The sequence below is a fragment of the Martelella alba genome, from assembly GCF_005217455.1.
Classification (GTDB): Bacteria; Pseudomonadota; Gammaproteobacteria; order Enterobacterales; family Enterobacteriaceae; genus Acerihabitans.
The window spans coordinates 111,134-133,562 of record NZ_SZPQ01000019.1; the positions used below are offsets into that span (position 1 = coordinate 111,134).

The following is a 22,429-nucleotide window of genomic DNA, read 5'->3' on the forward strand; positions in this document are numbered from 1 at the left end:
GATGCGCATAGTTAGCGGTGGATCGTGATCCGACCGGTAGCCAAAACAGCCAAAAGCATTAACACATCGCCATCGTCGCTACGGGTAGCGGCTTTCGCCGGCGCATGCCGTCTGAGAAACCGCTTCGTCTGCGGGCGGCGCGAAGGACCGGAACGGGAAAACGGCCGCTGTTACGCGGCCTTGAGGACGGCGGTTAAGACGCGCCTGGGCGGGAACGCCGCCGTCAGGGTTTCGGCGACTGTTGCGTCGCCCGGTTGAGGCGTCGAAGGCCCGTTTTATAGGAAAACAGGATAACCGTGATAAGACTGACGGATAACATCACCACGTTGACCATCAGACCTGAGGAAAAACTGCCTGTCATATCCTTGATATAGCCCATGGCCGAAGGTCCGAAAAATCCCCCCAGATTACCGATGGAATTAATCACCGCGATCCCGCCCGCCGCCGCGGCGCCCACCATAAATTGCGGCGGCAGTGTCCAGAATACCGGCAGCACGGCAAACAATCCGGCGGAGGCCATAGTCAGCCCGAGGATATTGTACAGGGGTTGATGGCCGGCGGCGGTAATGGCGATGCCGACGATGGATAGCGCCAGCGGGGCAATGATATGAAATACGCGTTCGTTTTTCCGATCCGAGCGTTTGCCCCAGATCAGCAGCGCCAACACGGCCGCCACATACGGGATAACCGACAGAAAACCGGTCGCCAGGAGTGAGAATCCCGAACTTTTAATCAGTTGCGGCAACCAAAAATTCACCGTGGCGTTGGTCATCGAAATCCCCAGGAAAACCAGCGCCAGACTCAATACATACGGGTGGAAAAAAATATTGGCTAACGCCACCTTTGCGGTCTGCCGACGCTCGCGCATATCCACATCAAGGACATGCCTGACCGCCTTTTTTTCATCCACCGTCAGCCAAGGGACCTGCTCGACCTTTTCCGGCAGTCGGAATAATACGATAAACCCCAGCACTATAGCGGGAATGGATTCAAGGATAAACAGCCACTGCCATTCCCGCAGACCATAATGGGCGCCGTATTGCAAAATAAATCCCGATACCGGCCCGCCGACGATGGTTGCCAGCGGATTGGACAGCAACAATACGGAAATAATCTGCGCGCGTTTCTTATTGGGAAACCATTGGGTCAGATAGACCAAAATACCAGGGTAAAACCCGGCTTCCGCGGCGCCAAGCAAAAAACGGATAACCAAAAAAGACGTACCGTTCCAGACAAACGCCGAACAGGCGGAAAGTATTCCCCAGGAAATCATGATCCGGGCAATCCAGCGCCGGGCGCCGACGCGATCGAGCATGAGATTGCTTGGAACTTCGAAAAGGAAATAACTGATGAAAAAAATCCCGCTGCCCAAACCGAAAACGATGGCGGACAACCCGATATCTCCGCGCATGGTCAAGGCGGCGAAACCGACATTAACCCTATCGAGAAACGCGGAAAAATAACATAACACCAGAAAAGGCAATAATCGCGCGGCAATCTTATTAAACGATGTTCTGGCCAGCTCATCATTATGCAATGCGGCATCCGCCGGCAATGCTGTCGGTTCTTGTGTCATATCGCTCTACCTTCCAGAATGAATTAAATTATAGACTCGTTATAGTTCACATTGTCTTATTGCCCGCGTGCCGGATAACCTAACCGAATCCCACAACATGGCCGGGATCGCTTGCCATGGGCAACGGCGGGTAATGGATCCCCCTTTGACCCGATAACCCCCGATTGGCCGGCGCAGTAACCGCCGGTTCCGCGCAGCCGATAAACTGCTCGCCGTCAACCCATTGCAGATCTTCGCCATACAATTCACGCCGCAATCGCGTCCGCAATGCGCCGCCGATGTCGCCGTATTCCGCCTGGGCGTAGATATCCGTGAGCTCATGGGGATCCTTGCCCAGGTCGAACAGTTGAAAATGATTCCCGGCCGGATACCAAATCAATTTGAATCGGCCGTCGGTGATCATTCGGGTGGCCAGCGGCCCGCCTAATGCTTCGCAATACAGAGACTCCCGGGTTACGGAGCCGGCCATGGACAAACCCTCGCAACTTTCCGGCACGGGAATACCGCACAGCGATAACAATGTCGGCATGATGTCCTGTAATCCGACCAGGCGATGGTCGATCCGGTTCCTGCGCTGTTCGGGGGCAGAGGCGCATTCCACCAGGATCATCGGGATTTGTGCCGATCCCTGGTAGAGGTACCGCTTGGCGAACAGGTGGTGATCACCCAACAGGTCGCCATGATCGCTGGTGAACAGGATCACGGTATTATCCAGAATGCCTTCTTCCCGCAACGAGCCGATAAGCAGTCGGATTTGATGATCGATATGCGTGCATTGCGCATAGAAAGCCCGGCGCATATCGGCATATTGCGCGTCGCTTAGCGCCGGCCATAACTGTCGCGCCATTTTTAGCGCATAGGGGAGATTTTCACGGTCCGACCAACTTCCCCGTTGCGGTTTTTCCATGTCGCGATGGCGGTAGCGCTCAAAATAGGCGGCCAGCGGCGTGATCGGCGGATGCGGATGGGTATAGGAGACATGCCAAAAGGCCGGACGGGTGGGATCGCGCCGCCGGATGTGCTTGGCCGCCGTGGCGGTTATCCAATTGGTGACATGCAGTTTTTCCTCAAGGTGCCAGGTGCGCCAGCTGTATTCGTTATTGCTCATGCCATGCATAAACTGCTCGCCGGCATGTCCCTGTTCGGCCAGGAAAATTTCATAATCATCCACGCCGCCCAAATGGCTGCGGCCTTCCTCGGCGATAAAAGCTTCCTCAAAGCCTATCCGGTCGCGCGGCGGATACACATGCAACTTGCCGGTGGCCAGCGCCTGATAACCGGCATTAACAAACGTTTTCGCCAAAGTGGGCAACGGCGGCATCGGCAAAGCGGGCTGAAACAGTCTGTCGCCGTGCCTGCGCGGCGATGTACCGGTCATCATGCTACGTCTGGCTGGAATGCAAATGGGGCATTCGGCGAAAGCATTGGGATAATAAACGCCGTTACGCGCCAGATTATCGAGGGTTGGGGTGTCGATAGTACGATTGCCCGCGAAACCGAACAAATGCCCGGGCCATTGATCGACGCTGATAAACAGCACATTGGGACGCGGTTGCGCGCCGGTAGCCGTCAGTGGTTTTTCCATCCTATATTTCCTGGGTTTTCTGCGCCACGCCGACGGCGATAAGGCCGATGCGACGCGACACGCATTTCTGGGATATTGAACAGGATAATTAATAAAAAACATGCTACAAATTAATGTTACTTATTAGTTATGAAAATTTTACGAGCACATCACATTTATGGATCAAAAAAGTCTGATTTCCTTTCTGGTCCTGGCGGAAGAACTGCAATTCAGCCGCGCCGCCTCGCGGCTGGGGCTGACGCAGTCCGCATTAAGCCAGCAAATCGCCCGTCTGGAGAAAGAATTGGGCGTGGCGCTATTCGAGCGTACCAAGCGGTCGGTCAGGCTATCGGACTGCGGGCAGGTTTTTTTAAGCGACGCCCAGGATGTCATAACCCAGATTGATAAAGCAGTCGAAACGGCGCGCCGGGCGGCAAAAGGGCAATTAGGCAAACTGACCATCGCCTATGTGGATGCCGCGCCATTCAGCATACTTTCCCCCCTGCTTATCGCCTTTCGCAGGCAGTACCCGGATGTGCGGATTTCTTTGCATGAAATGACCTCGGGGGAGCAGTTTAGCGCCCTGCAACAGGGCAAAATCGATGTGGGATTGTTACGGCCGATGTTTGATGCCGACTGGCTTCGCTCCGCCACGCTGCTACGGGAAACCTACGTAATCGCCATGTGGCGGGAGCATGATCTGGCCGCATTTGATGAAGTGGATTTTCGTCAGTTGAACAACGAAAAGTTCATCTTTACCTCAATTGAAAAGGCCAGGTATATCAATAGTAAATTTATGCCAATCTTCAAACGGCACGGCATGTTCCCGATTATCGTTCAGGAGGTAAATCAGTTGCATGCCTTGCTGAGTCTGGTCGGGGCGGGGATGGGATTGGCCCTGATCCCCCTGTCGGTGGCGAGGAATAATAATCACGGAGTGATTTATCGCAACATCGCCGGTATGGAATCGCCTTATGCTGAATTGGATATCGCCTGGCGTGATGACAATAATAAAACCCTCGTCAAAAATTTTATTCGTATCGCCAGGGGAATAAGCTCTTCACTGGAGAACCCCTACCCCGCGTGAATACACATCTGATCGACATCACATTTTCAACCACTTATCCCCTGGCGGCTAACGGAACGTTTCCCCGCTGGGGAAAAAATAAAAACAGGTATTTACAATAGAGTAAAGTCCTGGTCTTTTACTTGGGCGTACCGGCTATAGGATTACTCTATACTCGCGCGAAACAAACAATTATTCCCAGCCGTGGCGCTGTTCTAATAATAAGTCGTTCTGTATACCCTAACGACCATGCTGGTGATAATAAAAAATGCAAGAACTCAAATTGTCTGACAAAGTCTGTTACGCCATCGGCGGGGGATTCGCTCGACGGAAAGCATCGCCGACCCATAAAAAGTCGCCTATGGCGAAAAACACTATCAGGCGTTGATGTTGATGTGCGACGAGTATCTGGGCAAGGTGCTTGATTTTTTCGATGAGTACGACCTGTGGCGGGATACCATGCTGGTTGTTAATACCGACCACGGTTTTTTGTTCGGTGAGAAAGAGTGGTCCGGCAAAAGCGTCATGCCGGTTTACAATGAGATTGCCCATGTGCCTTTTTTATCTGGGATCCGCGATTAGGCGTCGCCAATGAAACCCGCGACCAACTGGCGCAAATGCATGATCTATCCGTGACCCTGCTGGAGGCGTTCGGCATCGGTAAAACCGCCGCGATGACCGGCGAGTCATTGACGCCGATCATCGCCTCGCGCCAGCCCATAAAAGACACCGCGCTGTTTGGCTATTTCGGCGCCCATGCGTCCATTACCGACGGCCGTTTCGTTTATATGCGCGGCAGCCGGACGCTTGATAATACGCCGCTTTATGAATACACCTTAATGCCGATGCGCATGCGTCGCCTGTTCAACGCCGAAGAGCTACGCGATGCCGTGCTGTATCGGGGGTTGAGTTTTACCTGCGACATGCCGGTGTTCAAAATTCCCGGGACGGCGGGTTTTTATAGCGCCTATGCCCACGGTAATCTGCTGTTTGACTTACAGGCGGATCACCGGCAGGAACATCCCCTCATCGATCCCGATCTGGAAGCGGAATGCATTCGCAAGCTGTCGCAGGCGTTGCTGGCCACACAGGCGCCGGCGGACGAATGGTTGCGCCTTGGCATCTCCGCCGACCGGGATCTTATCAATGCCGATTTCGTGCGCCGAGAAAGAAACCTATCACCGCCCGGCAACTCGCCAACTGCGACTGGGTGTTGCTCAAACACGGATTGGACGAGGGCGATTTGCACGATCCTTACCTGTTGCCTATCCCGCCGGCGCGGATCCGCTTTGAGGTCTTTTCCGTTTCAAATGCCATGACCCTGGTATAACGTAGCCGTTGTATCCTTGCCCTGCCCCGGCAGTTGGAAGAAGAGGCCCGCTGCCGCGGATTGGCGCCGCTGGAAAGCGCGCCGGAATTTCCCGCTTTTCCCACCGGCGTTATGTATATCGACGATGTTCTTGAGCACGAACATAAAAAAGCGTTTATCGACACGTTAACCTCATCCAAAGAAAATCTGAAGGCAGTCTTGCGATGAAACACGCTTTCCATTTAATGGCCAAACCCACCAGCTATCAGTGCAACCTTGCTTGCGACTACTGTTTTTACCTGGAAAAAGAGCAAGGTACGTTGAAACCGCGCAAAACCGAACGCCATATGGATGATACGGTGTTGCGCAGCTATATCCGGCAGTATATCGCCGCAAACCCGGCGCCGGAGGTGGAGTTCACCTGGCAGGGCGGCGAGCCGACCCTGGCCGGTCTGGCGTTTTTCGAGCGGGTGCTGTATTGGCAACGGCAATTCGCCGGGCAAAAGGTTATCCGCAACAGCTTGCAGACCAATGGCGTGCTGATAGACGACCGCTGGGCGGCGTTTTTGGCCGAGCATCATTTCCTGGTGGGTATTTCCATCGACGGCACCGAGCGGTTGCACGATGCTTACCGGAAAACGCACAGCGGCAAATCGGTATTCGCAAACGTGCGCAATGCCGTCGAACTTTTTCACCGCCATCAGGTGGAGTTCAATGTTCTGACCGTGGTGAACAATAAGACCGCCACAGCGCCGCTGGAAATTTATCGCTTTATCACCGGGGAACTCGGGGCACGTTTCGTGCAGTTTATCCCGGTGGTGGAACAGCGGGCCATTTATCGGCAACATGGCGAATTGATCTACCCGCAAAGCACCGACCCACGCTGCTTGACGGATTGGTCCGTTTCCGGCGACGCCTATGGGGAGTTCATTATCGCCATCTTCGATCACTGGGTGCGGCATGACGTAGGGCGCGTATTCGTGCAACTGTTCGATAACGCCCTGGCCGCCTGGATGGGGGGGCAGTCCAGCCTGTGCCTGATGCGCCCCAGTTGTGGCCACGGTCTGGTTATCGAGCAAAATGGCGATATTTACAGTTGCGATCATTATGTTTACCCGACCCATCGGCTGGGCAATATTAAGACCGATGAGTTGGAGCGCCTGGTTTATGGCAAAGGCCAGCGCAAATTCGGCCTGATGAAGACGGACATCGCCAAACCCTGCCGGCAGTGCGAATGGCGTTTCACCTGTCACGGCGGCTGCCCGAAGCATCGCATCCACCAGGTCGAGGGGAAATGGCACAATCATTTATGCGCGGGTTACAAGGCGATGTTTAGCCATATGGATCCGTATATGCGCTATATGGCCAGACAAATCGCCGAAGGCCGCCCGCCGGCCCTGGTAATGGACGTCGCCGCCATTATCGCCGCCGGACGCGAGACCACAAACGAGACGGCCGTTGCGTCGCCGAATCCTTTCCCGGACCTTGGCAGCGGAACGGCCAGTTGGCCTAAGGAATAGGGTAACTCATTTAAGTGGCATCGTGGCGGCAAGGAAGTTAACAGCGAGGCACAGAAACAATCATGTAAGTGCTGAGGAATACCCGGTAATGGGCGGGTAAAAATGAACGCGCAGCGGCAAAAGAACCCTTGCTCATTTTTAGCAGTACGGATGAATATAAGCCGTGTAAAATCATTAAGTTATACAGACGAGCAATGCAGATAGAGCAGAGCTTCAGGGATGAAAAAAGTGAGCGCTTCGGTTTTGGTCTTCGTGCCAGCCACAGCGGTACGGCAGGGCGAATCAGGGTGTTGAGCCTGCTGGCGACACTGGCCAGTAGCATCATGTGGTTACTTGGTTATCCTGCTGAAAAAAAAGGATGATATCTGAAGCATCAGGCAAATAGCCTGAAATCGCGACGGGTGATATCTTATCTGACGTTAGCGGAGAATGTCTTGAGACACTCTTTGTTAATTTTAAAACGAACGGCACTGGATGCCGTTCCTAACCACCTCGCCAGAGCCTACCGAAGTAGGGTGCTGGTTTATTAGCGCTGATTTGGTGGGGATCCCTCAGCGCCGAAGCCGGTTTATTTACAAGAAAGGAGGGCTTCCTCATAGAAACTGATCGCTCTACTCCGGTACAACGTGAAATGGCTGCCGCCACCGGCTTTTTTAACATCGACCAAAAACACCGTGCCATCCCAAAAATCCTTGAATTGCAGCGTGTCGCCGTCCGACGATGATTTGGCGATAACCGGCTGCAAATAGCTGTGTTCACTCCATTTGTTCAGCAAACACTCGCTATACACCGATACCGGTTTAGCCGAATAGCCGTCCATAACCGGCTTGGTTTGCCGTAAATCCGTAACCGTGGAGGCACAGCCTGCCAGAGTGAACGCCAACGCCGCTAACATGATGTGTTTCATAAGGTTATTCCCGTCAAGTTGTTGACGGCAGCATAGCACCCGCCGGCAGCCGGGAAAATCACCAAACCGTTTGATGACGAATAATTTTTATTGTTCGATCTTTCCAGTAACCGCCGTAAGGCTCGTTTTGATTCAGGAAGGCATATTTATGATGCAAGAACCGATTTCCCGCCGGGATCACCCCGGCATGGTTAGCCACCGGCGCCGACCATTGGATGATGGCGATATCGCCAGCGCGCGGCGGCCCGACGACTTCCCTGAATCCCGCGCCTCGCCAGTTGTCCCTATATCGGTTTTCTCCCCGTTCCCACCAGCAGTAATCCACCCGGTAGTCCGGCAATGCGATGCCATAGACTTCACGATAGTAGCTCATAATGAATTTCATGAAAACGGACGAAAGCGCTAGGGCAGCATGATGTCATCATACAGCCAAGCCAGCCTGACGCGCAGGAAGCGCACGGCCTTGTGCTTGCGCGATAACAGGGTTTGCACCGGCAACCCGGTTTCTTGCGCCAGTCGTTTAAAGCTGTAATCCTCCAGTTCCGTTTTTTCGAAAACTTCCCGCTGCGCTGGCGGCATGTCGGCCAGCGCGCGCGCCAATTCATCCCAGAACAGCACGCGCAACCCGGCATCTTCCGGCGTCTGCGCCACACCGAATAAAACCGCCTTCAAGGGATCCGCCAAATCATCCTCATCGAATACATCAGTAAAAAGCACGTCCCGCTTCTTCCTGGCGCGATCGGTCATTTCGTTCCGTGCGGCGCGAAACAACCAGGCCGAGACATTTTCAACCGGCTGCTGCACGGCCATCAGTTGCATCGTGATTTCCTGCAAAATATCGTCCGTGTCCTCCAGCACGGCGGAACGGCGGCGGATGAAAGCCCTGAGTCTATCCCGGCAGGCGAACAGCGCAGCAAGGAAGAACGCGGGTTTGGCGTTGTCGGCTTCGACCATTACTGCCCCGTATGCTCTCTGGATTCAGACGATTCGCTATCCTCTGGCGCGTCCGGCCCGCATCGACGGCAGTTACGACCGTGCCCCCACTGACGAGCCTGAAAAAAAGCCTGCTTCTCTTCATCGCTCATTCTCAGCCATCGCTCATGCAGTTGCCGGTTATCTCGCGCCATTTTGAACATTAGCGGTCCCACGCCCATACCGCCGAATAATATCCTACAGAGCACCAAAAGCCCGAGCGCGTTCCAGAAACTGAGACTTTTGAAACCGAATAATGCTGGAAACAAAGTATTCCATAAGCTCATGACCAGCAGTGTCAGCACAACCACCATGACCAGAAAAAGCAGGCCGAATCTGGCCGGATGCCGCCGATGGGTACCAAAATATCTCATGTGTCTCTCCTTTTAATCGCTTCGTAATAAGGTAGACGTATGAGCGGCGCAAATATTGCCGCAACAAGCAAAGAAAATGAAAAAATCGCCCCATCGGGTTTCCCTGAATGCCGAATCACAGCCATCATCATTCAGGCTCCAACATGCGGTATACTGATTATCCGGCCAGGCGATATTCTCCCGCCGCTTCGGCCCGTTTTACCTAACTCATCGTGTTTCATTGTTTTTTTCTGGAGAAATCATGCCGGAAATCTCGAATAATGCCTTAAGGCAGGCCCTTGAACAGGGCCGGCTGTTCACGGCCATGGCGGCCCACAATCCCCTTGCCGCCCTGCTCGCTCAGGAAGCCGGATTCGACGGTATATGGGGCAGCGGGTTTGAACTTGCCGCAAGTTTCGCGGTACCGGATGCCAATATTCTCTCGCTGTCCACCCATCTGGAAATGATGCGCGCCATTGCGGCAAAAGTTTCGGCGCCGCTTATCGCCGATATGGATCAGGGTTTCGGCAATGCCGTCAATGTCAGCTACATCGTTCCGCAATACGAGGCAGCCGGCGTGTCGGCGGTGGTGCTGGAGGACAAACCCTTTCCCAAAGACACCAGCCTGGGTACGGCAAGCAAAACCCGGTTGGTGCGCATAGAGGAATTCCAAGGCAAAGTGGCGGCGGCAATCGAAGCCCGCCACAATCGGAATCTGGTGGTTATCGCCCGCACTGAGGCGCTGATAGCGGATTTGGGACAGGATGAAGCGCAGCGCCGGGCGCACGCTTACGAAGAAGCGGGGGCCGACGCCATCGTGGTGCACTCTAGGCAAACGACACCCGATGAAATCATGACCTTTGTCAGAAATTGGCGAGGTAAGGCGCCATTGGTCCTGATCCCGACCGCCTATCCTCAACTTACCGAAAAGGATATCGCCGCCACCGGCAAAGTCGGTGTGATTATCTATGGCAACCATGCCATACGCGCGGCGGTCGGCGCCATGCGAAACGTTTTCGCGCAAATCCGTCGGGACGGCGGCATACAGCATGTCGACGCCGCATTATCCAGCGTAAAAGACATCCTCGCGTTGCAAGGCGACAGCCGTATGCGGAAAATTGAAAAGAAGTTCGTTCGGTAGCCATTGCCGGGCCGAATATCTGCATATCGGTTATTTGGCGCGAGAAATACTGTCGCGGCCGGGTATGATGAATCGGCCGGCCCGGAGGTTCTCAGGCCGCCGACCGTCGCCCCTGCCCTTCAACCGCATCGCGAAGCGCGCGCAAACCGATGGACGTGACCAGGGTCATCACCAACCCGGCGGCGATGGGAACGGCAAATCCCGCTCGCGCGCCGAAGGTATCAATGATCCGTCCAGCCAGGGCGCCGCCGCACGCGACGCCGGTGCTGATACCCGCCATCATGCAGGTCAGTCCTTCTGTGAGCCGGGACGGGGGTACGATACGGGTGGCGAGATTCAGGACTATGACCATTGTCGGTGCAAAAGATAAACCGGCCATAAAGATAAACACTGCCAAGACAAACACATTGGGCGAGAAGATGGGCAGCATGGCCGTCGCGGCCGTCACCAAAATGCCGGCCCGAAACTGCTTTTCGATGGCCAGCGCCGTTCTGAATATGCCGAAAGCCAAGCCAGCGGTCATCGACCCCAGGGCATAGGCGGCCAAGATGAAGCTGGCCGCTGTCGGCCAGCGTTGCGCATTGGCGAACGCGACAACCGACACGTCGATTGCTCCCCCCACCACACCCATGGCCCAAAATGCCAGAATAATGGTGAGCAGGCCCGGGATGCGCAACACGGAACGGCCGACGTGGCTATCGCCGCGCCCAACCACCTTCGGTTCCGTTTGCCGTTGCCGAAGAAATATCGTCATGCCGATCAGCAACAGCGCGATGGCGGCCAACGGCCCTGCCTCGGCAAACACATCCGTACTGAGGCCGATAGCCAGCGGCGGACCGATGATGTATGTCAGTTCCGTTAACACCGAATCAAAGGAAAATGCCGTATGGAGTTGGGGCTTGCCGCGAAAAAGCGCGGTCCAGCGCGCTCTGACCATTGCCGGCATATTCGGCATGGTGCCGGCCAGCGCGGCAAGAATAAACAGTAGCGGGGTCGAAACCGACCGGTTGGCGGCGAACAACAGCGCCAGCAACATGGCCGCGCTGAAGAGGGTGACGAACGGCAGGACCCGGCTCTGGCCGTGCCGGTCGACAAATCGGGATACCAACGGGCTGATCAGGGCATTCGCCAGGGTGAATGTCGCCGCCACCGATCCCGCCAGCCAGTAAAGGCCGCGTTGCTGAACCAGCATGGTAATGATACCGATACTCATCATCGCCTGCGGCAAACGGACGATAAATGTCGCGAAAACCAACCCGGCGACACCAGGGGTCGCCAGCATTTCGCGATAGGAACGGGCCATGATTTCTCCAGTTTGTCATTAAGCGGCCAGCCAGTTTCCGCCTTTTTTTCCCATTAACCGGGGCAGGTCATGGCATGCGACGTGCCAGCATGGTGGGGCCACCGCCGCCGCAACTTACCGACGAGGGAAAGACCCGCAATTCAGGGTATGTCACCATGGCATGTTCACTGAACTTCCAGACTGGCATAGTCACCGTCAATGGCCGTGAAGGGTTCGCTTTGGATTGGGACATCACACGCAACGTGAAGTTTGACGAGCCTGAAATCGTTGTTGAACAGAATAATGGCCATTTCAATGGCGGAAAGCAAGATGGCATGGCCACTTTTGAGAAATAACGCGCCATACCGCAGAAAGTGATACGCTCGCGGTCGCATTGCCACATGACCGACAAGGACTGATATCAGACGACCCAAGCGACGCATTCGCCGAATAACGCCATGCCGGGTATTATGCATCATTCTATCGGTTTGATATCTAATACTATTTGCCGTGGACATGCCTTGTATTTTCTATCCCGAACAGCCGGGATATCGGCTTTGCGAACAGCCTTCACCGCAGCTTGGCAAAGCGGGGCATATCCCTCGGCCCGCAAGTTTTTGCTCACCTGACCCGTTTTCAAAAAGGTCACGTGAAGAATGCAATCTTTCCCATAAAAATCTTCATTCAAATACAAAGTTCTTTCTATGCCCATTCGGATCTCTTTAGCATAATCCACACAGATTCCTTTGAATTCTGCCGAGGCTTCAGGCAATTGTCTGGGCAACTCGGATGCTGTGGCATGGCCGATGGATATTGATAACGTCGCGAGCAAACAATAAATAATGCAGTTTCCCACTGTATTTGGCTTCCCTATAAACTCATTTTAAACTTTTACTTTCTTTGTTGTTCAGAACAGTTATTTTCCCGCGCGTAATAACATTACCCGGCTATAGCCCACGATTGGCATGGCAAAAAACGTCCCGCATGAAGGCGCATTACATTACGTAAAAGCAAGAAGCCCCGTGCAGTCACGACGCCCATGATAATCGATTATAAAGTTCTTTAACGTAAGCCACTGGCTAACAACACAAAATAAACTAGCATAATAAACCTAAACCATTGGAAAACCTGCTGGTATTTCTCAATCGCCAGGCTCTTTAGAATAAAGTGGGGATAAAGCAAACTAGACTGTAGACCATTCCAGTGACATCGCGACGGTAAATGAATTATCCCACGGGGCATAAACAACATTATTACGACTGGGGCAAGTTAGCGCGGCCGACAAAGAGACAGATTGCAGTATGATGTGTATCAGCGGCAATAAAGAACAGAGAGACGGTTAAGATGCAAGTTTATCCCGCGTAGCGGCGCTACACAGGACAAACGTCATGATGAATATTTTTGTTTTTATTCAAGCACGTTGTTATTCAGCGGTGTTAACGTGGTTAGCGCTGCTCTGGCTTACAGGATAAGTCTTGGCGTAGCTCTGATAATCGCTTTGCGCGGCCATGGAAACTGCCGGTACGGCTACAGCGGTGATGAGTGCAAGTGCAGCGATGATCTTTTTCATGGTTCAAATCCTCTGTTCTCTGGGTTGGGAAGAAAGCGTTTTTGCTTTCGATGGAGTTAATACTAATGATCGTTAATAAAATAATCCATCAGAATTTTCTGTACTTCATGTTCAAAAAAACTGAACAAACCCAAAACAGAGGCATCAATACGTTATAATGATGAAAAAACGGATATTTTCCCGCCGTCACGTCTGAGGGATAGCGGTCAGAGCCAAGAGTATCCCCCCCTTGACTACCAAACATGTGGCGACACGCCCATGAGCTAATCGTCAAGGGCGTTTGCCAGCAGTGCTGGTTGAGAGTTGGCATTCACATCGTTCGTCTTCCACTCTAAGTGGAACTTCCGGATGGGCATGACCAGGAACCCAACCTGCTACCTGTTAGGTCTTAAAATTTACAGTTGGCAGGCGTCGGGTAATTTATGTTCCTGCTTGCGGACACACCGCATAAGACCGGCTTGTTCCAGCACAGGAACATTGCCCGTTAACATGCTCCGGGGTATCACCGTGTTTCCCGTAGGCCAGAAAAGCGTCTGGACCATCAAATAAAACGCGACCAGAACAAGCCACCGAAGGCTGCCGATCACGAACCGCCCCGGAAAAACTGGAGACATTTGAGATACCAGTTTATCCCGCGTAGCAGCGCGACACAGGACAAACAACATGATGAAAAAAAGAGCGGCCGAGATGAGCTAATCTAATAAAAAATTGATATTTTTCGTCACAACGCCCGAACGACTATAGAACAGTGCCAGTAGTGATACCCCTGTGACCATCAAACTTGCGACGATTCTCCTATAAGTAAATTTCCAAGGTTTTTTGCCAGTAATGCTAATTCAGACTTGACACTCACATAATCTCCCGGTACGTGATCAAAATAAGGACATGTGATAGCCGCGTGAGCGTGGCCATCCCGCCCAATGACCGGCCAGGAGAGAGAAGTTAACCCTATTATTCTGTCATGAGGAACCTCTGCATAGCCTTGCTTGGCAATCTGGCAAAGCTGTTCAACCATAGCTCCGCGCAACGTTGCATCAAGCTGATAGTGTCGTATCAACGTCCAACTGGTTTGCTCGTCGGCGAGAGCCAACAGGAGTAGCGCGGAACTGGATTTTACGGTATTGAGAAGCGCCCCTTCCCTAGCGCTGATCGAAGGGGCAAATTCAGGGTGTTGATGGATGATGACACGAACTTGCCCGTCTTTAATCGCCGCAAGATGACAGGGTTGATTGGTCTGCCAGGAAAATGCTTTCATTAGGCTCTGACAAGCGTCCAATTCAGAGGTCTGTTTTAAAAAATCAGAACGCCGATTCACGCGTAGTTTATCGGTAAGATAGTAGTACCCCTGCTCATCAGAGCGTAGATACCCCTCTTCCTCCAGACATTGTATGATGCGATAAAGATGATTGAAGCTCAGATTGAGCGACATGACAATTTCCTTCATTGTCATCGGCATTCCAGACAAGGTCATCAATTCAAGGACACGAAGTCCCCGGCTTAACGCCGGGGCCCGATAAGCAGTCATGACATTCCTTTACCACCCGTTACAGGATGGAAGCCAGTGGATTCATTATTTTCACGTTTGTGAAGATAGCGAATCGTGACAAGCGTGACAACACTGCCGATAGCCATACAACAGGCCAGATAATACATCGGCGCACTGGTGCTTTGTGCCAAATCCCGTACCGCGGGCACCGTATTTTGCGCAAAAAATCCCCCCAGATTTGCCAGCGAATTTATCGCCGCCAGCCCAGTCGCTGCCGCCGTGTTTCCGAGGAAGCGGGTCAATGACCAGAAACAGGGCTGAATCGAAAATATGGCCATAATTACCATGGTAATGCACAGAAAACTGAGCCATGGCGTGGCGATAAAAAATGCGCTGGCGGCCAACCCCATTGCTGCAACCAGCATGGGCAACGCGATGTTTTTCACCGGATCCGCCGTTCGGGAAGGCTTCGTGGTCATCCAAATCAATAGAACTACCGCCATCAGCCAGGGGATCATGTTGATAAAGCCATTGTTAAGATCTGAAACACCAAAGCCCTTCACGATCGTCGGCATCCAATAACTCAGCCCATAAGCGCCAAACGAAATGAATCCCAAAACCAGCGCCAACAATAAAACCCGAGGATCTTTAAGTGTTTTCAGCACCCCATTAATAGAATGATCCTGATGCTTGTCCTGTTCGCGTTTCAGCGTAGTACTTAGCCACTCGACCTCCTCAGCGGTTAAAAAATTAGCTTTCTCTGGTGAGTTAGGCAGCCAGAACAATATGGGAACAATCAGCAACAGCGCGGGGATGCCGGTACCAATAAAGATCCATTGCCATCCTTCAAAACCCAATACACCGTGAATACTCAACAGTAGGCCATTCAAAGGCGCACCAATCAAATTCGCAGCAAGGCTTGCAATAATCAGAAAGCCGATAATCCGGGGACGATGCGCGAAGGGAAACCATCGAGTCATATAATATAGTAGGCCTGGGTACAAACCGGCCTCTGCCGCGCCAAGCAAGAAACGTAGCAGATAAAACATAGTGGCATTAGTGGTAAATGCCATCAAGACAGTAATTCCACCCCACGTCAGCATAATTCTCGAAAACCAGGCTTTTGCCCCTAATTTATGCAAAAAAACATTACTTGGCACTTCGCATAACAAATAGCCAATAAAAAATAATGACGCCCCCAATCCAAAGGCTGTTTCACTCAACGACAAACTATTAACCATATGCAGTTTAGCGAAACTAATATTCTGTCGATCTATATAGGCTATCATGTAAAGCAAAACCATTAACGGACTGATTTTCAGAGAGACCTTTTTCATTATCCTTTTTTCAGGCTCAGCCAAAATTGCATGCATCATAATCACACCTCAATATTCACTCGCCTTTGATCACATTATTCCGTATATATTGAATGCTTCGACGGTGGTCATCTTCGATTTAAGGGCATTAAGTACCTTATTTTCACCTTTGGCTTTTTCAATAGCCCCATGGAACGCATCATCAACGGCCTGCATTGGTATTACCAGTACACCATCCCGGTCACCAAATATGACATCACCGGGCATAACCCGAACACCATCGAGTTCGATCGGTACTCTCCAGTCGACAACCTTTCCCCTTGGCCCCTGATCCTGAGCATAACTGCCAAAAGAAGCCACGGGGAAATTGAGGCGCAGTATTTCATTTGTATCGCGATGATAACCATGGATTACCGCGCCTGCCGCTCCGCACTGCATGGCCCTGGTGGACATCAGCCCACCCCATTGCGCATACCGCAGCGAGCCTCCGGCGCAGATGTAAATCTCATTTTTCTTCAAATCATCAAGGGCATGAAACATCATGCCAAAAGGTTTCTCACTCAAAATTGTATTGCCAGATGTTGATGGGTGAAAATAATCGGCTTCAAGTACCGGCATTGCCCTACCAATGATAACGGTCTCTGCATTTATTGGTTTCAATTGCGGTGAGAAAAATTGATGTTGCAACCCCATGGTGTCAAGGACGTCTCCCACCAAGGCAACAAACAATTTTTCTCTAGCTAAGGAAAATAACTCATCATCATTTGACCAATCATTATTCATTAATTACTCCATATTTTATTCAGGATGTGGCTCACGTTTAATATTTGAGCCGGATTTTCCAACAAGAAAATTCAGGTCGGCACCTTTATCAGCCTGCTGAACAGTTTCGATATAAAGCTTCGCATAGCCACGGGAGTAATCAGGATAATCAGGAATCCATTTCTCGCGGCGCCGATTCAACTCTTCATCACCGACACAAAGTGTTAAGGTCTGTTGCTCGCAGCAAAGTTCGATCATATCGCCATTTTGCACCAAAGCCAGCGTCCCCCCCACTGCTGACTCCGGGCTGACATGAAGAACAATCGTGCCAAATGCCGTGCCAGACATGCGCCCGTCAGAGATACGAACCATATCCCTTATACCCAGACGAAGCATTTTCAACGGTAACCCAAAATTGCCAACCTCTGGCATTCCAGGATAGCCCTTAGGACCCACGCATTTTAATACCAGAATATCATCAGGGGTAACATCCAAATGCGGGTCATTGATACGCAGGTTATAGTCTTCGATATTCTCGAAGACGACAGCACGGCCCCTATGATTCAATAGCTTCTTTGTCGCCGCTGAAGGCTTGATGATAGCGCCATCGGCACAGAGATTGCCCCTCAGTACCAAAGTGCCCGCATTTTCCTGCCGTGGTGAGGTTCTGCTGTGGATGACATTCTCATTAAAGATACTACTGGCACGATAGTTGTCTGATAGCGTTTGGCCATTTACCTGAATGACCTCCCGATGAAGTTTATCAAGGAGCTGGCTGATAATAGCTGGTACGCCTCCAGCATAATAAAAGTCCTCCATTAAATATTCGCCTGACGGTTTAAGGTTGGCAAGCAAAGGGATATCCCGACTGTACTTATCAAAATCATCTAGCGTTAATGGAATACCGATACGTCCGGCAATGGCCAGCAAATGTAAAATGAAGTTAGTTGAACCTCCAATCGCGGCATTAACGACAATCGCGTTCTCAAACGCCTCCCGGGTTAATACCCTTGACAGCGTAAGGTCTTGGTTAACCATCTCGACGATGCGGCGCCCAGATAATCTTGCACAGCGCCGTCGATTAGCATCCACTGCCGGAATAGCGGCCGAACCTGGTAAAGAAAGCCCTAGTGCTTCCACCATACAAGCTAATGTTGAAGCCGTGCCCATCGTATTACATGCCCCAGCGCTTCGAGACATGTTGTTTTCAGCTTCATCAAATTCTCGTTGTGTCATGATCCCAGCACGCAAGTTCTCGCTGAATTTCCAGAGGTCGGTACCTGAACCGATATCTCTGCCATGATGTTTTCCATTAAGCATTGGCCCCCCGCTCACAACCAACGTAGGTAAATCAACGCTTGCGGCCCCCATAAGACATGAAGGCGTTGTTTTGTCGCAATTTGCCAGAATAACCACACCATCCAGGGGGTTTCCTCTGATGGATTCTTCAACATCCATACTGGCTAAATTACGAAAAAGCATTGTAGTGGGCTTCATTAGCGCTTCACCTAAAGACATTACTGGAAATTCAAAGGCAATACCGCCCGCCTCCAGAACTCCCATTTTGACCTGCTCCGCCAAATCACGCAGGTGTGCATTGCAGGGGGTTAACTCAGACCAGGTATTACAAACGCCAATGACAGGTCGACCATCAAAAACATCTTCTGGCAACCCCTGATTTTTGAGCCAACTTCTGGCAATGAAACCCGATTTATCAGCACGACCAAACCATTCCTTACTGCGTAGATTTTTCATTGTGTGCTTCAACCAACTGTTATGGGAGATGAATGATTGAAGTATATAGATCAAATTAACAGGATCAATTTTTCAAAATGCCCTAGTTGAAACATGTATTTGTGAGCCAATATGAAGGAATAAACTTATTCATCATCTATTTATTTTTACCTATAAAAGTCTTGGTAATAAATTGGGGGGGATATATAAGAATAACATTAACAAACAGGAAGTTATGAAATTTGAGGGATAAAAGAACTTTTATCTATGAAAGCAAAAAAATGATAAAAATTGTGAAGCCCTTCATAAAATTATGCTCCAATGGCACTGTTCGACAGTCTACGGATGAAAGATATATGCGAATGCCTCGTCCGTATCGGAAGGATATCAGCCGGATATACTCACGTATAAAACCCGGAAATTAGCATGTTTCATAAGTTTCGAACCCGTGACCAACGGCTTAGAGGAGTTTAGTAATACTCTTCGAATCATCAGGTTATACTGCATCTTACCGCGCTCACACGCCCCGAGACGGGCAAAGTTAACTCGGTTGTTCTGCCTTGCCATGCGAATGTTGTCCCAATCTCGTCTCTCTTTTACTTTCCAAAAAACATTAGAATGTTCTGTAGCCATATCGATTACCACCTGCCTAAGTACCTCCCGAGAAACACGCCTTTATAGCAATGGTTTCAAAGCGTCCGATACATACACTCGGATTCGCTTCCCAGCATATTGTGGCCAGTTCAATTTAAACGCACCTAACCGGGATATGAAGAAAAACCAACTAATCTTTTTTCGAGATTTGCCGATATTAAATGAGAGTCTCATTAAAATCCATAAGGGCTACAAGTGCACAAACAAAGAATCTATTGGATGGATGTTACACGGACAATCGCTATCATATTAGTGCTATTTATACATTCTTGGGATGGGGTGATCCTATCCCATCATCACATTGATAATGATTTAAAGCAATGGGTTATATACCAAGCCGGTCATATCATTGGCAGAGTCGGCGTACCATTATTTTATTTCTTATCAGGTTCACTTGTTCTGACAAGTATTTATGACAAAGATATAATTCAATTTTATAAGGATAAAATCCCACGCTTTTTATACTTGACTTTTGTTTATTTTTTAGTGACAAATATTTTCCACCTCTATCTATATCGAAATGATATCCACGTCTATGCTTTGATTGAATCTCTCCTTTATGGAAATACTTTAGCAGCTTACCAACTTTGGTTCATGTTCTCCATTATAGGTTTGTATTTGATAGCGCCTTTTATGTCCAGGATGGTAAAACAATTAAAAGACAAGGAACTCATCATTCTTATCAGTCTAAGTTTGATGCTTGTGAATATGCCAAATTTATTTTATGTACTTTTCGGAAAAAATATTTTTTTAAGCAACATCGGCTGGGATTTTATAGGAGGAGACATCACCTATTTTTTGTTAGGGTATCTTGTTTATGCCCGAGGTTTTTTACAAAGCACGTCAAAGGCAATGCTTATACTTTTCGCCAGTAGCTTTTTCTTTTCCCTACTGCTAATACAATATTATTTAAAAGTCACTGGGAAAATGCAAGGTGAAGGATTCACATGGTATAATTCGATATTAATTATCATGATAAGCTTCTTTATTTTTACTCTACTAAGACAAGTAAAATCACCTTCTGATACTTCTTTGATGAGGAAGTCTATGGAATACTGCAGTCGTTCAAGCTTTAGCGTATTCCTTTTCCATTTGATACCGATGACTCTACTCTTCAAGGTATTTGATAAAATCAACTTAGAAGAACATCTTAAAGTATTACTGATATCGACAATGACCTATCTTTTAAGTTTAGCCTACTACAGAATAATAAGCAATTCTAAGGTATTAAAAAAAATTCTTCTTTGAGTCACGTTTTTCTGAATCATTTTCGGGCCATCTGAGGCCCGTTCTCAACGGATGAGTCTTCAATAATTTTTATCTATTATTTTATTTGAAAAAAAAGTTAAAATAATGATGGAGTATGCCGATAATATACTTGATATCCAACAATTTTTTTGCATAATAAAGTTTAGGGATTAAATACAATGAGTGAACCCTGCGTTACTGCGGTTATAACAACATTCAATAATGAAAGTTACATCGAGCAAACTATCAACAATATCCAAAAACAAACCTTTAAGAATATAGAAATAATTTTTATCGATGACAACTCACAAGATAGTACTGTTTGTTTGATCGAAACAGCGATATCACATGACAATAGATGTAAATTAGTAAAAAACAAAACCAATAAAGGTGCGGGATATTGCAGAAATATTGGATTCCGCTTGGCCACTGGAAAATACATTATATTTCTCGATGATGATGATTTGTACCACTTATCTATGCTGGAGTTAATGTATCTTTATGCCGAGGAATATTCCTGTGATACAGTTGTTTGCAAAAGCAAAAGACTGCATGTGGGGACGGGTTTAATCTACCCTCATGAAACCGTTCATTCGTCATTATTATCTGGAAAAACCTTATTTTCGCCTCTGGACATAAGCGATAGTTTCTTTCAATGTTTTAATTTCGCGGCTTGGGACAAAATGTTCAGAAGAGAAATGTTAATAAATTCTAGCTTGGCATTCCAGGAAATAAGAAGCACCAATGATATCTTTTTCACCGTTACTGCCATGCTTAGTTCAAAAAAAATTGGTGTTATTGAGGAAGAATTATATACACGAAGATATCTCAGAGAGGGATCAGTGGTAAACACAAGAGATTCATCCTACCAATGTACTATCACTGCGATGTCGGGTTTGAAAGATTTTATATTCAATAATTCCTCTTGTAATGAATTCAGGAATAGCTTTTTCCGTTTTGTTATAGATGATCTTTCATGGAAACTCCAGACATTAAAGAAATTTGATAATTTCAAGATCCTGAGAGAAATGACCATAAAATTAATAGAATCCATTCATCCTGATTGGAGAAAAATGGATATCGGATTTGAGTATACTCAGGAACAACTTGATAGACTGAAGTTAGTGGATGCTAAAGATCATATGATGATATATAAGCATGAGCTATTTATGCGTACTGAAGCATTGCAGGCAGAATTAAGCAATTGCATAGAAGAACATAAAAAATCAGATAAATTTGAATCAAGCCATGAAAATCTTATAATTGAAAACCAGAAATTAACTAATACCATTAACGAAATAATCAAAAACTATGAATCATCCACTTCATGGAAAATCACCACGCCATTGAGATATATCAAGAAATTTTTTTCATGATGTGATATCTGAATTTTTCATCGTTTTTGCCACCGTATTGTTTTCCTGAAAAACAATACGATAACTTCAATGAAGTATCGATCACCGTTTTCACGACCTTCGCCATACATGGGCGGTTGGCTGGTCCAGGTCGACGTACCAGTATCCGTTTTGCATGAAATGGGCGGGTGGAAGTCAATCGAGATGGTGCGCCGGTATGCCCACCTGGCACCAAATCACTTGACCGAGCACGCCCGTAAAATTGACGCTATTTTCGGGAACAACGACACAAATACGACACAAGGAGAAAATCAGGCAGGATTAAAACTTTCCTAACCTATTGATTTTAAATGGTACGCCCTACAGGATTCGAACCTGTGACCTACGGCTTAGAAGAACGTCGGGGTACATATAACGCATTGTTTTAACTGGCCTAATCTGCATTCACAAGTGACTTTAGGCAAACATTGACATATCGGTGACGACACTACGGCAGCACAGTTACGTCACCAATATGGCACTTCGCCATCCCGCCTCACATCCCTGGGCAATCATCAAACTCACCTGTCCTCATATCATTGATCACGTACGTCACGACACCCCAGCAAAACAAA

At 49.3% G+C, this 22,429-nt stretch carries 22 protein-coding genes and 1 pseudogene; 10 read left to right on the top strand and 13 right to left on the bottom strand.

The features are described 5' to 3' along the window. Positions 1–223: 223 nt before the first annotated feature. Positions 224–1,576 carry an MFS transporter gene (locus tag FCN80_RS14155; RefSeq protein ID WP_136990804.1) on the bottom strand — a complete coding sequence of 451 codons (1,353 nt, stop codon included), beginning with the start codon at positions 1,574–1,576 and terminating at the stop codon, positions 224–226. A 79-nt stretch (positions 1,577–1,655) separates the two neighbouring features. Continuing rightward, on the bottom strand, positions 1,656–3,161 hold the full coding sequence (locus FCN80_RS14160) for a sulfatase-like hydrolase/transferase (RefSeq protein ID WP_136990805.1): 1,506 nt from the start codon (positions 3,159–3,161) through the stop codon (positions 1,656–1,658). Between the two features lie 157 nt (positions 3,162–3,318). Between FCN80_RS14160 and FCN80_RS14165 the strand changes: the two genes are divergently transcribed. The 5 genes and pseudogenes from FCN80_RS14165 to FCN80_RS14185 form a co-directional block, all read left to right on the top strand. Beyond that, complete coding sequence (locus tag FCN80_RS14165) at positions 3,319–4,227, top strand: LysR substrate-binding domain-containing protein (RefSeq protein ID WP_136990806.1); 909 nt, start codon at positions 3,319–3,321, stop codon at positions 4,225–4,227. A 372-nt stretch (positions 4,228–4,599) separates the two neighbouring features. After that, positions 4,600–4,788: an alkaline phosphatase family protein gene (locus FCN80_RS14170; RefSeq protein ID WP_136990807.1), complete on the top strand. Its 189-nt coding sequence runs from the start codon at positions 4,600–4,602 to the stop codon at positions 4,786–4,788. Positions 4,789–4,823: 35 nt separating this feature from the next. Further along, positions 4,824–5,525: a hypothetical protein gene (locus FCN80_RS14175; RefSeq protein ID WP_136990808.1), complete on the top strand. Its 702-nt coding sequence runs from the start codon at positions 4,824–4,826 to the stop codon at positions 5,523–5,525. Positions 5,526–5,739: 214 nt separating this feature from the next. Further along, positions 5,740–7,035 carry an anaerobic sulfatase maturase gene (locus tag FCN80_RS14180; protein WP_136990809.1) on the top strand — a complete coding sequence of 432 codons (1,296 nt, stop codon included), beginning with the start codon at positions 5,740–5,742 and terminating at the stop codon, positions 7,033–7,035. 113 nt (positions 7,036–7,148) lie between these two features. Continuing rightward, a pseudogene (locus FCN80_RS14185) lies at positions 7,149–7,565 on the top strand (transposase family protein); the annotation flags it as partial. A gap of 38 nt (positions 7,566–7,603) precedes the next feature. On the opposite strand, the gene FCN80_RS14190 reads toward FCN80_RS14185, so the two are convergent. The 4 genes from FCN80_RS14190 to FCN80_RS14205 are packed head-to-tail and all read right to left on the bottom strand — an operon-like array spanning position 7,604 to position 9,288. Further along, complete coding sequence (locus FCN80_RS14190) at positions 7,604–7,942, bottom strand: hypothetical protein (protein WP_136990810.1); 339 nt, start codon at positions 7,940–7,942, stop codon at positions 7,604–7,606. Positions 7,943–8,000: 58 nt separating this feature from the next. Further along, positions 8,001–8,315 carry an NlpC/P60 family protein gene (locus tag FCN80_RS14195; RefSeq protein ID WP_230492674.1) on the bottom strand — a complete coding sequence of 105 codons (315 nt, stop codon included), beginning with the start codon at positions 8,313–8,315 and terminating at the stop codon, positions 8,001–8,003. 29 nt (positions 8,316–8,344) lie between these two features. After that, positions 8,345–8,896 carry an RNA polymerase sigma factor gene (locus tag FCN80_RS14200; RefSeq protein ID WP_136990812.1) on the bottom strand — a complete coding sequence of 184 codons (552 nt, stop codon included), beginning with the start codon at positions 8,894–8,896 and terminating at the stop codon, positions 8,345–8,347. After that, positions 8,896–9,288, bottom strand: a complete 393-nt coding sequence (locus FCN80_RS14205) for a hypothetical protein (RefSeq protein WP_136990813.1) — start codon at positions 9,286–9,288, stop codon at positions 8,896–8,898. The genes FCN80_RS14200 and FCN80_RS14205 overlap by 1 nt, the downstream gene beginning before the upstream one ends. A 39-nt stretch (positions 9,289–9,327) precedes the next feature. Between FCN80_RS14205 and FCN80_RS14210 the strand changes: the two genes are divergently transcribed. Next, the gene (locus FCN80_RS14210) at positions 9,328–9,549 is read left to right on the top strand and encodes a hypothetical protein (protein WP_136990814.1); all 222 of its coding nucleotides are present in this window, start codon (positions 9,328–9,330) and stop codon (positions 9,547–9,549) included. Beyond that, positions 9,530–10,408, top strand: a complete 879-nt coding sequence (locus FCN80_RS14215) for a phosphonopyruvate hydrolase (RefSeq protein ID WP_136990815.1) — start codon at positions 9,530–9,532, stop codon at positions 10,406–10,408. Before FCN80_RS14210 ends, FCN80_RS14215 begins: the two co-directional genes overlap by 20 nt. 91 nt (positions 10,409–10,499) lie before the next feature. Here FCN80_RS14215 and FCN80_RS14220 read toward each other — a convergent pair whose 3' ends face one another. Beyond that, entirely contained in the window at positions 10,500–11,711 is a 1,212-nt protein-coding gene (locus FCN80_RS14220; protein WP_136990816.1) for an MFS transporter, read from the bottom strand. A gap of 74 nt (positions 11,712–11,785) precedes the next feature. On the opposite strand from FCN80_RS14220, the gene FCN80_RS14225 reads away from it, so the two are divergent. Then, positions 11,786–12,046 carry a hypothetical protein gene (locus FCN80_RS14225; RefSeq protein ID WP_136990817.1) on the top strand — a complete coding sequence of 87 codons (261 nt, stop codon included), beginning with the start codon at positions 11,786–11,788 and terminating at the stop codon, positions 12,044–12,046. Between the two features lie 119 nt (positions 12,047–12,165). Here the strand turns inward: FCN80_RS14225 and FCN80_RS14230 are convergent, their stop codons facing one another. From FCN80_RS14230 to FCN80_RS14250, 6 genes are all read right to left on the bottom strand, one after another. Next, the gene (locus FCN80_RS14230) at positions 12,166–12,426 is read right to left on the bottom strand and encodes a cell envelope integrity TolA family protein (protein WP_136990818.1); all 261 of its coding nucleotides are present in this window, start codon (positions 12,424–12,426) and stop codon (positions 12,166–12,168) included. A 687-nt stretch (positions 12,427–13,113) separates the two neighbouring features. Continuing rightward, complete coding sequence (locus FCN80_RS26455; protein WP_170975395.1) at positions 13,114–13,260, bottom strand: hypothetical protein; 147 nt, start codon at positions 13,258–13,260, stop codon at positions 13,114–13,116. 775 nt (positions 13,261–14,035) lie between these two features. Next, a complete protein-coding gene (locus FCN80_RS14235) occupies positions 14,036–14,785 on the bottom strand; it encodes a helix-turn-helix domain-containing protein (RefSeq protein WP_136990819.1) in 750 nt (249 codons plus the stop codon). Further along, positions 14,782–16,122: an MFS transporter gene (locus FCN80_RS14240; RefSeq protein WP_230492675.1), complete on the bottom strand. Its 1,341-nt coding sequence runs from the start codon at positions 16,120–16,122 to the stop codon at positions 14,782–14,784. Before FCN80_RS14240 ends, FCN80_RS14235 begins: the two co-directional genes overlap by 4 nt. 30 nt (positions 16,123–16,152) lie before the next feature. Next, positions 16,153–16,845: an RraA family protein gene (locus FCN80_RS14245; RefSeq protein WP_136990820.1), complete on the bottom strand. Its 693-nt coding sequence runs from the start codon at positions 16,843–16,845 to the stop codon at positions 16,153–16,155. 15 nt (positions 16,846–16,860) lie between these two features. Further along, positions 16,861–18,579, bottom strand: a complete 1,719-nt coding sequence (locus FCN80_RS14250) for an IlvD/Edd family dehydratase (protein ID WP_136990821.1) — start codon at positions 18,577–18,579, stop codon at positions 16,861–16,863. 852 nt (positions 18,580–19,431) lie between these two features. Here FCN80_RS14250 and FCN80_RS14255 point away from each other — a divergent pair. Together FCN80_RS14255 and FCN80_RS14260 are read left to right on the top strand one after the other, a co-directional pair. Beyond that, a complete protein-coding gene (locus tag FCN80_RS14255; protein ID WP_136990822.1) occupies positions 19,432–20,460 on the top strand; it encodes an acyltransferase in 1,029 nt (342 codons plus the stop codon). Between the two features lie 179 nt (positions 20,461–20,639). Beyond that, positions 20,640–21,836: a glycosyltransferase family 2 protein gene (locus FCN80_RS14260; RefSeq protein ID WP_136990823.1), complete on the top strand. Its 1,197-nt coding sequence runs from the start codon at positions 20,640–20,642 to the stop codon at positions 21,834–21,836. The last annotated feature ends 593 nt before the right edge of the window (positions 21,837–22,429 follow it).

Bases quoted from the DNA above. Each gene is read 5' to 3' on its own strand.
- FCN80_RS14245 (WP_136990820.1), bottom strand. From the start codon at position 16,845: ATGAATAATGATTGGTCAAATGATGATGAGTTATTTTCCTTAGCTAGA.
- FCN80_RS14190 (WP_136990810.1), bottom strand. From the start codon at position 7,942: ATGAAACACATCATGTTAGCGGCGTTGGCGTTCACTCTGGCAGGCTGT.
- FCN80_RS14195 (WP_230492674.1), bottom strand. From the start codon at position 8,315: ATGAGCTACTATCGTGAAGTCTATGGCATCGCATTGCCGGACTACCGG.
- FCN80_RS14240 (WP_230492675.1), bottom strand. From the start codon at position 16,122: ATGATGCATGCAATTTTGGCTGAGCCTGAAAAAAGGATAATGAAAAAG.
- FCN80_RS14160 (WP_136990805.1), bottom strand. From the start codon at position 3,161: ATGGAAAAACCACTGACGGCTACCGGCGCGCAACCGCGTCCCAATGTG.
- FCN80_RS14225 (WP_136990817.1), top strand. From the start codon at position 11,786: ATGCGACGTGCCAGCATGGTGGGGCCACCGCCGCCGCAACTTACCGAC.
- FCN80_RS14220 (WP_136990816.1), bottom strand. From the start codon at position 11,711: ATGGCCCGTTCCTATCGCGAAATGCTGGCGACCCCTGGTGTCGCCGGG.
- FCN80_RS14255 (WP_136990822.1), top strand. From the start codon at position 19,432: ATGGATGTTACACGGACAATCGCTATCATATTAGTGCTATTTATACAT.
- FCN80_RS14235 (WP_136990819.1), bottom strand. From the start codon at position 14,785: ATGACTGCTTATCGGGCCCCGGCGTTAAGCCGGGGACTTCGTGTCCTT.
- FCN80_RS14250 (WP_136990821.1), bottom strand. From the start codon at position 18,579: ATGAAAAATCTACGCAGTAAGGAATGGTTTGGTCGTGCTGATAAATCG.
- FCN80_RS14180 (WP_136990809.1), top strand. From the start codon at position 5,740: ATGAAACACGCTTTCCATTTAATGGCCAAACCCACCAGCTATCAGTGC.
- FCN80_RS14165 (WP_136990806.1), top strand. From the start codon at position 3,319: ATGGATCAAAAAAGTCTGATTTCCTTTCTGGTCCTGGCGGAAGAACTG.
- FCN80_RS26455 (WP_170975395.1), bottom strand. From the start codon at position 13,260: ATGAAAAAGATCATCGCTGCACTTGCACTCATCACCGCTGTAGCCGTA.
- FCN80_RS14200 (WP_136990812.1), bottom strand. From the start codon at position 8,896: ATGGTCGAAGCCGACAACGCCAAACCCGCGTTCTTCCTTGCTGCGCTG.
- FCN80_RS14170 (WP_136990807.1), top strand. From the start codon at position 4,600: ATGTGCGACGAGTATCTGGGCAAGGTGCTTGATTTTTTCGATGAGTAC.
- FCN80_RS14155 (WP_136990804.1), bottom strand. From the start codon at position 1,576: ATGACACAAGAACCGACAGCATTGCCGGCGGATGCCGCATTGCATAAT.
- FCN80_RS14260 (WP_136990823.1), top strand. From the start codon at position 20,640: ATGAGTGAACCCTGCGTTACTGCGGTTATAACAACATTCAATAATGAA.
- FCN80_RS14210 (WP_136990814.1), top strand. From the start codon at position 9,328: ATGAGCGGCGCAAATATTGCCGCAACAAGCAAAGAAAATGAAAAAATC.
- FCN80_RS14175 (WP_136990808.1), top strand. From the start codon at position 4,824: ATGCATGATCTATCCGTGACCCTGCTGGAGGCGTTCGGCATCGGTAAA.
- FCN80_RS14215 (WP_136990815.1), top strand. From the start codon at position 9,530: ATGCCGGAAATCTCGAATAATGCCTTAAGGCAGGCCCTTGAACAGGGC.
- FCN80_RS14205 (WP_136990813.1), bottom strand. From the start codon at position 9,288: ATGAGATATTTTGGTACCCATCGGCGGCATCCGGCCAGATTCGGCCTG.